A 12,777-nucleotide genomic window follows, 5' to 3' on the forward strand; every position below is an offset into this window, starting at 1 on the left:
CTGTCCAGATGTAGTGTAACTCGGCGGACAGTAGTCGGAAGCCGAGCTACGTCTGGACAGTCACGTCGGGAAATCTAAAAAACGCCGGGGCATCGCCCCGGCGCATTGCGCTCATCATCTGTTTAGATATCGCAGTTACCAACGGTTCTCGGATACGGAACCACATCGCGGATGTTCGACATACCGGTGATGTACATCACGGCACGCTCGAAGCCGAGACCGAAACCACCATGACGCGTCGTACCATACTTACGAAGATCGAGATAGAAATCATACTGATCCATCTCCATGCCCATCTCGTTCATACGCTTCAGAAGCTTGTCGTAGTCCTCCTCACGCTGTGAGCCGCCCATGATCTCACCGATCCCCGGAACGAGACAGTCGACCGCAGCGACGGTCTTTCCATCCGGATTCTGCTTCATATAGAAGGCCTTGATGTCCTTCGGGTAGTCTGTAACGAATACCGGACGCTTGTACAGCTGCTCGGTGAGGTAACGCTCGTGCTCGGTCTGAAGATCCACGCCCCAGCTTACCTTGTACTCGAACTCATCGTTATGCTTCATGAGCTCATTCACCGCATCCGTATAGGTCACACGTGCAAACTCGGAGTTCAGAACGTGGTGGAGACGATCGAGCAGTCCCTTGTCGACGAACTGGTTGAGGAAGGCCATCTCTTCAGGAGCATTGTCCAGCACATACTGAATCATGTACTTCAGCATATCCTCCTCACACTGGATGACATCATCGAGGTCTGCATACGCAAGCTCCGGCTCGATCATCCAGAACTCCGCCGCATGACGCTGTGTGTTCGAGTTCTCAGCACGGAAGGTCGGTCCGAAGGTGTAGATGTTGCGGAACGCCTGCGCGAAGGTCTCGCCGTAGAGCTGACCGGACACCGTGAGGCTCGTCTTCTTGTTAAAGAAATCCTGGCTGAAATCCACCTTGCCGTCCTCGGTCATCGGAACCTGGTCGAGCGGAAGCGTGGTTACCTGGAACATCTCGCCCGCACCCTCCGCGTCGGAAGCGGTGATGATCGGGGTGTGTACGTATACGAAGCCACGCTCCTGGAAGAACTGATGGATTGCAAAGGCCACCAGGGAACGGATCTTAAATACGGCCTGGAAGGTGTTGGTTCTCGGACGCAGATGATCGATCGTACGAAGGTACTCGAGCGTATGACGCTTCTTCTGCAGCGGATAGTCCGGAGAGGACGCACCCTCGAGCATGACCTCGTCGGCCTGCACCTCGAACGCCTGCTTCGCATCCGGCGTCGCCACGAGCTTACCCTTTACGATGACCGCCGCGCCGACACCGTACTTCGCCACCTCCTGGAAGTTCGCCATGGTGTCATGGTAAACGACCTGAAGCGGGGTGAAGAAGGTACCGTCGGAAATCGTCAGGAAACCGAACTGCTTCGAATCACGGTTCGAGCGGACCCAGCCGCCGACCGTCACTTCCTGATCATAGTAGGCTTCTTTATTCTTGAAAATCTCTCTTAATGTAGTAACTTTCATCTCTAACCTCTGTTTCTATCTCGGATGTTCTCAGAAAACCGCGGAAAACCGCGATGATTTAACTGATTATAGCGTAAGGCTTCCCTGTTTTCAATGTCTCCGACCGGCACATCGTCACTTTTCGGGGCTTTTCTGTTACTATTCACTCGTCAACTGGATTCAGGCAGGAGCCGGAGGGGCAGCAACGTAGGAACAGTACTCCGTTGCCGCCCCTTCGCCGCCCCTGGCCAACGTTACTATCCAATATGGTTTGATGATAAAAATACTGGATATGTTTTTTGGCTGTAAGCATGACAGGTGACTGCAAACTATCTACTATTATTTCACCCGGTTCGCCAGTAAAAATTTCCGGGCCGCGCTCGATGATCATCTGAAAATCGAACAGTATTCCAGCGCGGCATCCGCACGCAAAGAAAAAATCGTCGATTTTTTTGTTTGTTTGCACGGGGCGGGACCGATATGTAAATAGATAAAGGCAGTCGAATGGGGTGGGCAAACAAAAAGAGACGCTCGGCATAGGCGTCTCACAAAAACCAAACGAGGATGAAGACATCGCCTTGCCCGAACAGTAACGACTGGACATGCGATGCTTTTTTCGAAAATCGTGTATATGGATTTCCTGCCTGAAATCGAAAATCGACAGGTAAAATAGACATGGACGTTCTCATTCTGAAATCGTGTATATTTAATCGGCGATTGACAGCGAAAATCAGCATCTGATTTCGATTTTCATAGACACGATTTCCGAAAAAGTCCTTCCATGTATAGTTTCTCTCCTGAATCCGGTTTCGGAGCGTAATTTTCATAGACACGATTTCTGAAAAAGTCCTTCCGTGTATAGTTTCTCTTCTGAGTCCGGCTTCGATCACATCTTTCATATACTCAAAATCGTAAATCATCGAATCATGTAGATCGTCGCCTGCATCTGGCGAAAATGTACCTCCTGCAAGCAGAAAATCTAGTCGAAAAGACGACTGGATTCATATAAGTTTTCGAACCTCCGGCTGCCGTCCGCTGAGCCGCGAATGAACAGTAACTACACGCCCACGTTACCTCTTACGTGCCCCACGTTTATCTTTATATTTCTGCGTAATTACGTTAAAATATAGAAGACTATAAACATTTTACAGGGGAGCTGTCATGCGTTTTATTCATGTTGCGGATGTGCACTGGGGGATGGTGCCGGATGCGGATCAGCCGTGGGGCCGGGATCGTGCCAATGATATCAGGGCGACGTTTCGTCGTATCATCGAGAGGTGTCGGGAGTCGAATGTGGACTGTCTGTTCATCGCGGGGGATCTGTTTCACCGTCAGCCGATGAATAAGGATCTGCAGGAGCTGAACTATCTGTTCGGGACGATTCCGTCGACGCATGTGGTGATCATCTCGGGGGAGCATGATCGGGTCGAGGCGAACTCGGCACTGCTGAGCTTCAACTGGAGTCCGAATGTGCACTGGATCCTCGAGGATACGCCGCAGTCAGTGTACTTCGATGATATCAATACCGAGGTGTACGGCTTTTCCTATCATACGCGCGAGCTGCGGGAGACGGTGATCGACGGGATCCACCCGGCGGAGGATGGACACATCCATATCCTGCTGGCGCACGGTGGTGACCGGGACCACATGCCGGTGGAGACAGCGACATGGGCTGCACTGCCCTTCGACTATGTCGCCCTCGGGCATATCCACAAGCCGACCGAGCTCGTGGAGCGCCGCGTGATCTATGCGGGCACGCCGGAGCCGCTCGAGCAGGGTGAAACGGGGCCGCATGGCATCTACGTCGGGGACATCCACCCGATCACGCACCGGATCCAGAAGCTGGAGTTCGTACCGCTCGCCGCGGCGAGCTATGTGCCGCTGCAGATTTCAGTGACGGAACGCACGTCGAACGAGGAGCTTCAGCGCCTGATCTCAGCGGAGATCGAGAAGCGGGGCACGCAGAACATCTACCGGCTGCGCATCACGGGGAAGCATGATCCGGAGGTGAGCTTCGATCTCGCACCGCTCCGCGAGCGCTACCGCATCGTGACGGTCGAGGATATGTCCGAGCCGCAGTACGATTTCGTCGCGCTGTACCGGGAGCACCCGTCCGACATGATCGGCTTTTACATCCGAAAGCTCCTGCGGGAGAATCCGGATGACATGAGTGAAATCGAGAAGAAGGCGCTGTACTATGGTATCCATGCGCTGCTGCAGTCGCAGAAAGGAGGTCTGTGATGCGATTGATCGACCTCCATATCGAAGGCTTCGGCAAGTTCCACGACCTGAATCTCCGCTTCGCCGAGGGCATGAACATCCTGTACGGCCACAACGAGGCCGGCAAGTCGACGCTGCATGCGTTTCTGCAGGCGATGCTCTACGGGCTCGAGCGGCGGCCCGGCATCGGGAGCGCCGCGAAGCTGCACAAGAAGTACCGGCCGTGGGATGCGCCGGAGCGCTTCGGCGGGACGCTGCGCCTCGCGCATGAGGGGAGCATCTACCGTATCGTCCGTGATTTCAATGCAGACGACCTCAGCGCAGATGGCGCAGCCACGACGACAGCGGGCGGCGCAGGGCTGACAGGCGGAGCAGGCGCCGGCTACGGCGCGGCTGCGATGGCTGGCGCCGGGACAGCCGGGATGACCGGGGCCACAGGCACCGGAATGACCGGGGCGGCGACGCTGGCGAGCGTCGGGCGCGCGAGCGGAGCGGCAGCACCGGCGGCCGGCGCGGACGCCTGTCCGCTGGAGATCTGGGACGAGACGGCGGGCGTCCGGGTGCCGGATCCGCGGGGCTTCCTGCAGGCGATGCTGGGCGGGATTTCCGAGACGGCGTTCGAGAACACGGTGTCGATCGGGCAGCTCCGAAGCGCGACGAGCCGCAGCATGGTGCATGAGCTGAAGTCCTACATCACAAATCTCAGCACGACCGGCGATATGTCGCTCGACTCCGCCGGGGCGCTGAAGCTTCTCCGGCAGCAGCGCAGCGCGCTGGAGGCGAAACGGGTGCCGGAGGCGGCGAAGTCCTACGCGCAGCTGATCGGCGAGATCCGGAACATCGAGCGCGAGATCGCGCAGCCGGAGTACGAGAATCAGCTTCGGAAGTACCAGGCTCTGCGTTCGGAGGTCCGAACGGAGCAGGTCGACCGGCAGACACGCCGGGAGGAGCTGCTGCAGAAGACGGCGGCCCAGGAGGCGGTGCTCACGCAGGCCGGCTTCGACAGCGGCGACGATATCCTGGACGCAAAGGAGCACGCCGACATGCTGTACAGCCTCTATCAGATCGGCGCGGAGCCACGGGAACGGGTGATTCGCATCGCTCTCCCGCTTCTCTTCGGCCTTCTGACGATCCTCTGCGGCATCGCGGCTGTACTGATCACAGCGATCGAATCCCCTGCCTTCGCACAGCGCTTCCATCTCGCGCCGGAGAAGGTCCCGGGTCTCGTCGCGGCGGTGTCGGGAAGTGGCCTGAGCGCGACGATCCTTGTGGCCACGAGCATTGGCCTGCTCGTACTGTGCATGCTGCTCTTCGTCTGGCGGCTGTACGCCAATGCTGCGAGGACGGGCTTCCTTCGGGAGACGGCGGCCGAGCTCAGCGCGATGCTGACGAAGCAGATCGGTACGGCGGACGTCAGCGATGCCGCGATGGAAAGCTTCCGGACACACATGGACGAGCTGCTGCGGGCCGAGGAGGAGCTCGAGACGCAACGGACGACGCTTGCGGAGGTGAGCGCGGAGCTCCAGAATCTCAGCAACGACGAACGGCGCTACGATGTCGAGCTGCAGAAGCAGAACGAGAAGCAGACGGAGCTCGAGGGGAAGCTGCAGCACCTCGCAAATGTGAAGAACCGCGCGGAGATGCTGAAGCGGACGCTGGACGAGAACGACGCGATCTCGACGGAGATCGATGCGCTCAATCTCGCGGCGGAGACGATGACAGAGCTACAGAGCTCGATTCAGTCGAGCTTTGGACACTACCTCAACAAGGAGGCCGGTGAGCTGATCACGGGCATCACGGGCGGGGTGTACGACTCGATGTGGATCGACCAGAACCTCGACATCTTCATGAACACACCAGGGAAGATCGTGCCGATCGAGGACGTCTCCTCCGGCACGATGGATCAGATCTACCTGGCCCTGCGCCTCGCCGCCGCGCGCCTGATCCAGAGCGACACCGGCGCAGCGACTTCGACAGGTGGTGCCGGACAGGCCGGTGCTGACGCAGAGGCTTCGACGGGTGCCGCGGGGACGCAGACTTCGACGGCGGACGGAAGCGACGGCGCAGCGGAAGCACGGCTGCCACTGATCTTCGACGACTCCTTCGCGATGTACGACGAGCAGCGGCTCGCGTCCGCACTCCGCTACATCACGGAGATCCACCACGGCCAGATCCTGCTGTTCACCTGCCACACACGCGAACAGCGCATCCTCGAAAACGAAGACGTGAAATTTAACCTGATTGAGATGTGATGCTCTATCTAGTGAAATCGAGATTTCTTCAATGAAAATTTAAAAGCGCAGCGAAAAGAGGCCCGATCGGAGCCTCTTTTCGTTTGCCTGACTATTCGATTCTACTTCCTATATCTATTTACATATCGAATAGAGCTTTCTTTATTAAGTTTTCAATTTACACCATTATACGGACACAATGAGAAACTATACACGGAAGGACTTTTTCAGAAATCGTGTCTATGAAAATTACGCTCCGAAACCGGATTCAGGAGAGAAACTATACATGGAAGGACTTTTTCGGAAATCGTGTCTATGAAAATCGAAATCAGATGCTGATTTTCGCTGTCAATCGCCGATTAAATATACACGATTTCAGAATGAGAACGTCCATGTCTATTTTACCTGTCGATTTTCGATTTCAGGCAGGAAATCCATATACACGATTTTCGAAAAAAGCATCGCATGTCCAGTCGTTACTGTTCGGGCAAGGCGATGTCTTCATCCTCGTTTGGTTTTTGTGAGACGCCTATGCCGAGCGTCTCTTTTTGTTTGTTTGCCCACCCCATTCGACAGCCTTTATCTATTTACATATCGGTCCCTCCCCGTGCAAACAAACAAAAAAATCGACGATTTTTTCTTTGCGTGCGGATGCCGCGCTGGAATACTGCTCGATTTTCAGACGATCATCGAGCGCGGCCCGGAAATTTTCACTGGCGAACCGGGTGAAATAGATGAAGATGGATGGCACTATCCAATAACCAGTTGTTTTCGAAATCGTGGATATTTTTAACACCATCTATCATTTTTGTGTACGGAGCTAAACTATCTAAGATTTTCAAATAGGACACTTATTGGATAGTTTTCTGCGAAATCAGGCATACGCATATAAGCGTACTATCGAATAATCCTCGCTTTTTTAAATGGTGGATATGTATTTCTGACTTCAGAGAAGAGTTTCTTTCGGCTGATATCCAATAAACCTTCTTTTGTTAAATACTGGATATGCGAGCCCGGATTCCTCTTAGGAAATAAGGCTTTTCGTATCCAGTATTTTTGAAATCGCCTAAGAGTGGATAGTTTGCAGCCACCTGTCATGCTTACAGCCAAAAAACATATCCAGTATTTTTATCATCAAACCATATTGGATAGTAACGTTGGCCAGAGGCGGCGAAGGGGCGGCAACGGAGTACTGTTCCTACGTTGCTGCCCCTCCGGCTCCTGCCTGAATTCAGTTGACGAGTGAACAGTAACGCGGGCCCAAAACATGTCTCGCCTTTCTCGCAACATGTAGTGACATATATGGATTTTATATATATATAATATATAAATAGAAAATGAATGGAGGTGCAGTATGCGTGAAGAATATGACATCAAGAACTTAAATCCGCGTAAGAATCCATACGCGAAGGAGGCAAAGAAGCCGATTTCCATCAATCTTGACAGCAGTATCATCGTGTACTTCAAAAATGAAGCTGCACAGGTGGGTGTGCCGTATCAGACACTCATCAATATGTATTTAAAGGACTGCATGCTCCACGAGCGCCACTTAGAGTGGAAGTGAGCATTTATAAGAAACTACTTTTTCACATCAAAAAGACCGCTCCGGCAGCTGTGGCTGTGGAAGCGGTCTTTTTTGATTGGATGTTTTTTCACTGGAAACAAATTGGTTTTCCTCACTCCTCGATAACTTCGATGCGGAGGTAGTCGAAGCTGATCGGCTCCATGAAGCAGTCTTCGCGGAAGACGGTGACGGACTTCCGCTGGAACTCCCGGATGTTCGTGGAGAGCCAGATCGGTACGGCGAGGTCCATGTACTCACAGATTTCCTTCAGCGCGGTGAGCACGCGATCGGTACGGGACATGCTGTAATCCTCCTGGCGGGAAACACAGTCCCGCACGATGCGTCCATCCTTATAAATTGTGCCACTCATACGAAACATAGGATTCTCCTTTGTAATGTCAACTGACTCGACCGCTCTGGTGCCCTTGCCTGAACTGCTGTAAAGCGATGTCGAGAAACGATCTCGGTATCGTCACACTCTGGTGCCCCTGCCTGAACTGCTGTAAAAAATCGGGGATGTAAACCGTTCTGAAGCGCCTTTTCGTTTATCACGAAGTAGATAAATGCTATAATAGTTTCAGAACGGAAGAAATTTATTTTTGCGGTTCTGCGTTCATGGTTTATTCAAATATGGATACTATGATGAAGTAAATCTGTAGTTTATTACCTTAATGGAAATAAACAGAAAAGTAAAGACCGTGTGAATCATGAATTCATCGCTTTCAGGAGGACGGAAGATCATGGGACTGGAAATAGAGAATCCACAGCAGTTTTTAGGGGAGGCGAAAATCGCCGTCGCTGCTTATCAGAAGGTGAGTGAGAGTCTGAAGTCGCAGCGCGAGCAGGAGAAGCAGCTGTCTGCCGCACTCGATAAGGCGCGGAAGGAGATGCAGGACAAGATTCAGAAGACGCTGAAGGCGCGTGGTGATGAGATCACGGCGACCTACGATAAGCAGCTGAGTCAGGTCGATGCGCGTCTCAAGAAGGCGCAGGACGAGCGCGAGCATGCCCGCAAGGAGGGCATGAAGGGCCGCATCAAGCGGGAGACCGAGCCGCTGGTCACCGAGAACAAGGAGCTGAAGCGTCAGCTGGCCGCGATCTTCAAGCGGGATCATGTGCCGTCGATCTGCAACTCGAGTGTGTTCTACACCCTGTTCCGCCCATCCGGCTTCGTCGAACTCTTCCTCTGCCTGCTGACCTTCGTTGTGCTCTTCGCGGCACTCCCGTTCGGCATCTACTACTTCATCCCGGCGCATAAGATCTGGCAGCTGGTACTGATTTACGTCGTAGACATTCTCCTGATCGGCGGGATCTATGTGTCGTTGATGAATGCCACCATCGGGAAGCACTCCGCGGTGATCCGTGACGGTCGGAAGATCAAGAATCAGATCCGCAGCAATCGCAGGAAAATCAAGTCGCTGACGAAGTCCATCCGGACCGATGCGGATGACACGAACTATAATCTGCAGTCGTACGACGATGAGATCGCGAAGGCGCAGCAGGAGCGCAATGATGTCATCAGCCGCAAGCAGGGCGCCCAGAACACCTTCGAAACCGTGACGACGAACATCATCACGGATGAGATCGAGACCGCGGCCCGCCCGCAGCTCGAGGAGCTTCAGAAAAACTTCAAGGCAGCCACCGAGCTCCGCCAGCACTTCGAGAACCAGGAGAAGGAGCAGGCGCTGAACCTCTCCCGGACCTACGAGCAGTATCTCGGAAAGGCCCACATGAACGCGCAGGACATCGACCGCATCGCCGAGATGCTGCAGCAGGGCAGCGCGACCTCGATCATCGACGCCGTCGCACAGCTCGAGCACCCGGCGCAGTAAATTATTAAACGCATAGAAAGCGACCACACATCAGACAAATCCGTCCGGTGTGTGGTCGCTTATCGTTTTGCATCTCTCATAACGGACAGTCGCAGGTTTCCATCTTCTGACGATCGTTATGCATGCTTCAGATATTCTGATTTTAATCTGCGCACCTGCGCTTCGCGCATCAGATTCTCGCCACGAGTGCTTCGGTGAGCTTCACGCAGTGCTCGATGGCCTGCTTTTCAAAGGTCGGGTAGTCCACGTGGGCGGAGTCGTCGGCCTTGTCGGAGATGGCACGGATGATGACGAACGGCACCTTATTCTGCCATGCGATCTGGGCGATGGCCGCGCCCTCCATCTCGCAGCAGCGGCCCTGGAAGTGCTTGATGATCCAGTTCTTCGTGTCGCTGTCGGAGACGAACTTGTCACCGCTGCAGACGCGGCCGATGAAGGTGCGGATCTCCGGGTTCACGCGGCGGTTCTCCTCCTCCGCGGCAGCGATCAGGCGGTCGTCCGCATGGAAGGCCATGGTGCCGACGCGCGGGATCTCGCCGAGCTGGTAGCCGAAGTTCGTCGCGTCCATGTCGTACTGCACCGCATCCTCGGAGAGGACAATGTCTCCAATGTTGATGTGGGCGTCGAGGGATCCGGCGATCCCGGTGTTGATGACGCAGTCCACAGCGAAGCGGTCGATCAGCACCGCTGTGCAGGCGCCAGCATTGACCTTGCCAATGCCGGAGCGCACCACGGTGACGTCCTTCCCGTTCAGCTGGCCGGTCACGAAGCTGAGTCCGTTGTGTACTTCGGTCACCGCGTCGGTGATGTCCGCCTTCAGCTTCTCGACCTCTTCATCCATTGCTCCAATAATTCCAATCATTTCTAAACCTCTTAATTATTATTTACGACTTCCCGCAGCACGGCGATGACCTGGTCGACGCCGTTCCCCTGCTGGGACTGCTCCATCGCGGCGATGTACTGGGCGCGCTTCGCATAGACGGTCTCGATGGCCGTCGAGAGAAGCGTCGAGTCCTTCTCCATCGCATGCTGGTCGAGGACGTAGCTGAAGCCCTGCTTCTCGAAGGACTCCGCGTTCAGGATCTGATCACCGCGGCTCTGATCGAGCGGCAGCGGGATCAGGATATTCGGCTTCTTCAGTGCCAGCAGCTCGCAGATGACATTGGCACCGGCGCGGGAAATCACGACGTCGGCGAGGGCGTAGAGATTCCGGAGTCCGTCGGACAGGAACTCGTACTGCTTATAGCCCGGCGTGTCGGCGAGCGACTCGTCGAGGTTGCCTTTCCCGCAGATGTGGATCACGTCGTACTTCTCGAGGAGCTGCGGCAGCATCGCGCGGAGCGCTGTGTTGATCGCCACGGAGCCCAGGGAACCGCCGATCTCCATGAGCACCGGCTTGTCGCCGCTGAATCCGGTCATCGCGAGGCCCTCCTCGCGGGTGCCCTGGAGCAGCTTCTCACGAATCGGCGAACCCGTCAGCACGGCCTTGCCCGCCGGCAGGGACTTCGTCGTCTCCGGGAAGTTACAGCAGATCCGGCTCGCGGCACGGAGGCAGAGCTTGTTTGCGAGTCCCGGCGTCATGTCGGACTCATGCGTCACCACCGGAATATGCAGGGCATGCGCCGCCCAGACCACCGGCACGGCCACGAAGCCGCCCTTACTGAACACGATGTCCGGCTGGATCCGCCGAAGCGCCCGCTTCGCCTCCCCGTAGCCCTTCAGCACACGGATCGGGTCCGAAAAATTCCGGAGATCGAAGTAGCGACGCAGCTTACCCGTGGAGATCCCCGTGTACGGCACCTCCTCGCGCTCCATCATCTTCTTCTCGATGCCGTCGTAGGAACCGATGTAGTGCACCTCATAGCCGTCCGCCCGAAGACGCGGCATCAGTGCGATATTTGCAGTGACATGGCCGGCGGTACCCCCACCGGTCAGCACGATCTTTTTCGTCATCATCGAATAAACTTCTCCCATCTATGCTGCGGCCCCAGCATTGGCCCAGGCGCAGTGAAGCGCCCGCGTCCGCCCAGGGGCACAGCGACATGCTATCAACGCTCGTTGTTCAGCGCCGCCTGCAGCTTCTCGCAGGTATCCGCGAGCTCCGCCGCGTCGGTCGTACCCGGCTTCCAGAGCACCATCTCGTCCTCTGTGCCGTAGCGCGGGATCACGTGCGTGTGGAAGTGATGCACGGTCTGACCGGCCGCCTCGCCGTTGTTCTGCACGACGTTAAAGCCCTTCGCACCGAGCGCCTGCATCTCCGCGATGCCGATGCGACGCGCGAGCGGCATCACCTGCGCCGCCACCTCGTCCGGCAGCTGCGTGAGGTCCTCATAATGCTCCTTCGGGATGATCAGGACGTGGCCCACCGTCGCCGGGCTCGCGTCGAAAATCACGCGGAAGGTGTCATCCTCGTAGAGGGTGGTCGTCGGAATATCTCCATTGGCAAGCTTACAGAAAATACAATTCTCGTCTCTCATATGCTATACTCCTTTCGGATGCGGCTTCCTGTACCCTGTCCGAGGCCAATGCCTCCGGCGCCTGGTACATCTCGCCGCGGTCAGTCTGTGCGCGCTCATGACCGCGGGCGTGGCCGGCCTCTCAGTATCGGCCCGCGCGGCAGCTCATAGAACTGCAGATTACTGAACATTATAGTATTTTGATCAGAATTTCACAACATAGAAAGGAACGAAGATGAATTTACCGAAGGATCCCGTCATGCTGCTAAGCTACCTGAACACCCAGCTCCGCGACAACTACGACTCGCTCGAGGCCCTCTGCGACGCGCTCGACGCCGACCAGGCCACCCTCGAAGCGACCCTCGCCGGCATCGACTATCACTACAACCGCGAGCTGAATCAGTTTAAGTAAATACGAAGCTCGCACGCCGATGCGCGAATGTATACTAAGCTTGCCAGTGGACAGGTTTCCGTGTACATCGGCATCGCGCCGGTGCTTCATGAAAGAAACAGGAGAAACTACTATGAGATGTGTCATCCAGGTCGTCAACCACGCCTCCGTCACGGTCGACGGTGAACAGATCGGCCGCATCGGTCGCGGCTTCCTCATCCTCCTCGGCGTCGCCGAAACGGATACCGAGGCGCTCGCGGACCGCATGGTCAAGAAAATCTGCGGACTCCGGATCTTCCCGGACGAAAACGGCAAGACCAACTGCTCCCTCGCCGATGTCGGCGGTGAGCTGCTCGTCGTGAGCCAGTTCACCCTCTACGCGAACTGCAAGAAGGGCAACCGCCCGAGCTTCATCGAGGCCGGTGCCCCGGAGAAAGCCAATGCTCTCTACGAGTATTTCATGGCCGAGTGCCGGAAGTACGTGCCGACCGTCGAGCACGGCCGCTTCGGCGCCGACATGAAGGTCGAGCTGCTGAACGACGGACCATTCACCCTGATGCTGGACTCCCAGCAGCTGTTTGGAGAATAAG

Annotated in this window: 12 protein-coding genes; 6 read left to right on the forward strand and 6 right to left on the reverse strand. The window is 55.8% G+C overall.

Annotation, left to right across the window (positions count from 1 at the left end; all coding sequences use genetic code 11):
* Positions 1–122 precede the first annotated feature (122 nt).
* Positions 123–1,514 carry an asparagine--tRNA ligase gene (gene asnS, locus ACTQ52_RS03570; protein ID WP_410043329.1) on the reverse strand — a complete coding sequence of 464 codons (1,392 nt, stop codon included), beginning with the start codon at positions 1,512–1,514 and terminating at the stop codon, positions 123–125.
* A gap of 142 nt (positions 1,515–1,656) precedes the next feature.
* Positions 1,657–2,097 carry a hypothetical protein gene (locus ACTQ52_RS03575; protein WP_441981825.1) on the reverse strand — a complete coding sequence of 147 codons (441 nt, stop codon included), beginning with the start codon at positions 2,095–2,097 and terminating at the stop codon, positions 1,657–1,659.
* A 557-nt stretch (positions 2,098–2,654) separates the two neighbouring features.
* On the opposite strand from ACTQ52_RS03575, the gene ACTQ52_RS03580 reads away from it, so the two are divergent.
* From ACTQ52_RS03580 to ACTQ52_RS03590, 3 genes are all read left to right on the forward strand, one after another.
* Positions 2,655–3,734 carry a metallophosphoesterase family protein gene (locus ACTQ52_RS03580; RefSeq protein ID WP_441227169.1) on the forward strand — a complete coding sequence of 360 codons (1,080 nt, stop codon included), beginning with the start codon at positions 2,655–2,657 and terminating at the stop codon, positions 3,732–3,734.
* Entirely contained in the window at positions 3,734–5,965 is a 2,232-nt protein-coding gene (locus tag ACTQ52_RS03585; protein WP_441981826.1) for an ATP-binding protein, read from the forward strand. Before ACTQ52_RS03580 ends, ACTQ52_RS03585 begins: the two co-directional genes overlap by 1 nt.
* Before the next feature lie 1,333 nt (positions 5,966–7,298).
* The gene (locus ACTQ52_RS03590) at positions 7,299–7,508 is read left to right on the forward strand and encodes a CopG family antitoxin (protein ID WP_441226642.1); all 210 of its coding nucleotides are present in this window, start codon (positions 7,299–7,301) and stop codon (positions 7,506–7,508) included.
* Between the two features lie 112 nt (positions 7,509–7,620).
* Here the strand turns inward: ACTQ52_RS03590 and ACTQ52_RS03595 are convergent, their stop codons facing one another.
* The gene (locus ACTQ52_RS03595; RefSeq protein WP_441981827.1) at positions 7,621–7,878 is read right to left on the reverse strand and encodes a hypothetical protein; all 258 of its coding nucleotides are present in this window, start codon (positions 7,876–7,878) and stop codon (positions 7,621–7,623) included.
* 370 nt (positions 7,879–8,248) lie between these two features.
* Here ACTQ52_RS03595 and ACTQ52_RS03600 point away from each other — a divergent pair, with 370 nt between their 5' ends.
* On the forward strand, positions 8,249–9,340 hold the full coding sequence (locus ACTQ52_RS03600) for a hypothetical protein (protein WP_441981828.1): 1,092 nt from the start codon (positions 8,249–8,251) through the stop codon (positions 9,338–9,340).
* A gap of 169 nt (positions 9,341–9,509) precedes the next feature.
* Here the strand turns inward: ACTQ52_RS03600 and ACTQ52_RS03605 are convergent, their stop codons facing one another.
* The 3 genes from ACTQ52_RS03605 to ACTQ52_RS03615 form a co-directional block, all read right to left on the reverse strand.
* Positions 9,510–10,202, reverse strand: coding sequence for a 5'-methylthioadenosine/adenosylhomocysteine nucleosidase (locus ACTQ52_RS03605; RefSeq protein WP_410043334.1), 693 nt, complete (start codon positions 10,200–10,202; stop codon positions 9,510–9,512).
* 11 nt (positions 10,203–10,213) lie between these two features.
* Positions 10,214–11,296 carry an undecaprenyldiphospho-muramoylpentapeptide beta-N-acetylglucosaminyltransferase gene (locus ACTQ52_RS03610; protein ID WP_441226645.1) on the reverse strand — a complete coding sequence of 361 codons (1,083 nt, stop codon included), beginning with the start codon at positions 11,294–11,296 and terminating at the stop codon, positions 10,214–10,216.
* A gap of 92 nt (positions 11,297–11,388) precedes the next feature.
* The gene (locus ACTQ52_RS03615) at positions 11,389–11,817 is read right to left on the reverse strand and encodes an HIT family protein (protein WP_441981829.1); all 429 of its coding nucleotides are present in this window, start codon (positions 11,815–11,817) and stop codon (positions 11,389–11,391) included.
* A 214-nt stretch (positions 11,818–12,031) separates the two neighbouring features.
* On the opposite strand from ACTQ52_RS03615, the gene ACTQ52_RS03620 reads away from it, so the two are divergent.
* Complete coding sequence (locus ACTQ52_RS03620; protein ID WP_441981830.1) at positions 12,032–12,208, forward strand: DUF4250 domain-containing protein; 177 nt, start codon at positions 12,032–12,034, stop codon at positions 12,206–12,208.
* A gap of 112 nt (positions 12,209–12,320) precedes the next feature.
* A complete protein-coding gene (dtd, locus tag ACTQ52_RS03625; RefSeq protein WP_441981831.1) occupies positions 12,321–12,776 on the forward strand; it encodes a D-aminoacyl-tRNA deacylase in 456 nt (151 codons plus the stop codon).
* The last annotated feature ends 1 nt before the right edge of the window (position 12,777 follow it).

This window comes from Oribacterium sp. Sow4_G1_1 (genome assembly GCF_052116105.1).
In the GTDB taxonomy this organism is placed as follows: domain Bacteria; phylum Bacillota; class Clostridia; order Lachnospirales; family Lachnospiraceae; genus Oribacterium.

Excerpts from the sequence above, each read along its gene's own strand:
- asnS (WP_410043329.1), bottom strand. The coding sequence starts at position 1,514 with ATGAAAGTTACTACATTAAGAGAGATTTTCAAGAATAAAGAAGCCTAC.
- ACTQ52_RS03575 (WP_441981825.1), bottom strand. The coding sequence starts at position 2,097 with ATGTCCAGTCGTTACTGTTCGGGCAAGGCGATGTCTTCATCCTCGTTT.
- ACTQ52_RS03580 (WP_441227169.1), top strand. The coding sequence starts at position 2,655 with ATGCGTTTTATTCATGTTGCGGATGTGCACTGGGGGATGGTGCCGGAT.
- ACTQ52_RS03585 (WP_441981826.1), top strand. The coding sequence starts at position 3,734 with ATGCGATTGATCGACCTCCATATCGAAGGCTTCGGCAAGTTCCACGAC.
- ACTQ52_RS03590 (WP_441226642.1), top strand. The coding sequence starts at position 7,299 with ATGCGTGAAGAATATGACATCAAGAACTTAAATCCGCGTAAGAATCCA.
- ACTQ52_RS03595 (WP_441981827.1), bottom strand. The coding sequence starts at position 7,878 with ATGAGTGGCACAATTTATAAGGATGGACGCATCGTGCGGGACTGTGTT.
- ACTQ52_RS03600 (WP_441981828.1), top strand. The coding sequence starts at position 8,249 with ATGGGACTGGAAATAGAGAATCCACAGCAGTTTTTAGGGGAGGCGAAA.
- ACTQ52_RS03605 (WP_410043334.1), bottom strand. The coding sequence starts at position 10,202 with ATGATTGGAATTATTGGAGCAATGGATGAAGAGGTCGAGAAGCTGAAG.
- ACTQ52_RS03610 (WP_441226645.1), bottom strand. The coding sequence starts at position 11,296 with ATGATGACGAAAAAGATCGTGCTGACCGGTGGGGGTACCGCCGGCCAT.
- ACTQ52_RS03615 (WP_441981829.1), bottom strand. The coding sequence starts at position 11,817 with ATGAGAGACGAGAATTGTATTTTCTGTAAGCTTGCCAATGGAGATATT.
- ACTQ52_RS03620 (WP_441981830.1), top strand. The coding sequence starts at position 12,032 with ATGAATTTACCGAAGGATCCCGTCATGCTGCTAAGCTACCTGAACACC.
- dtd (WP_441981831.1), top strand. The coding sequence starts at position 12,321 with ATGAGATGTGTCATCCAGGTCGTCAACCACGCCTCCGTCACGGTCGAC.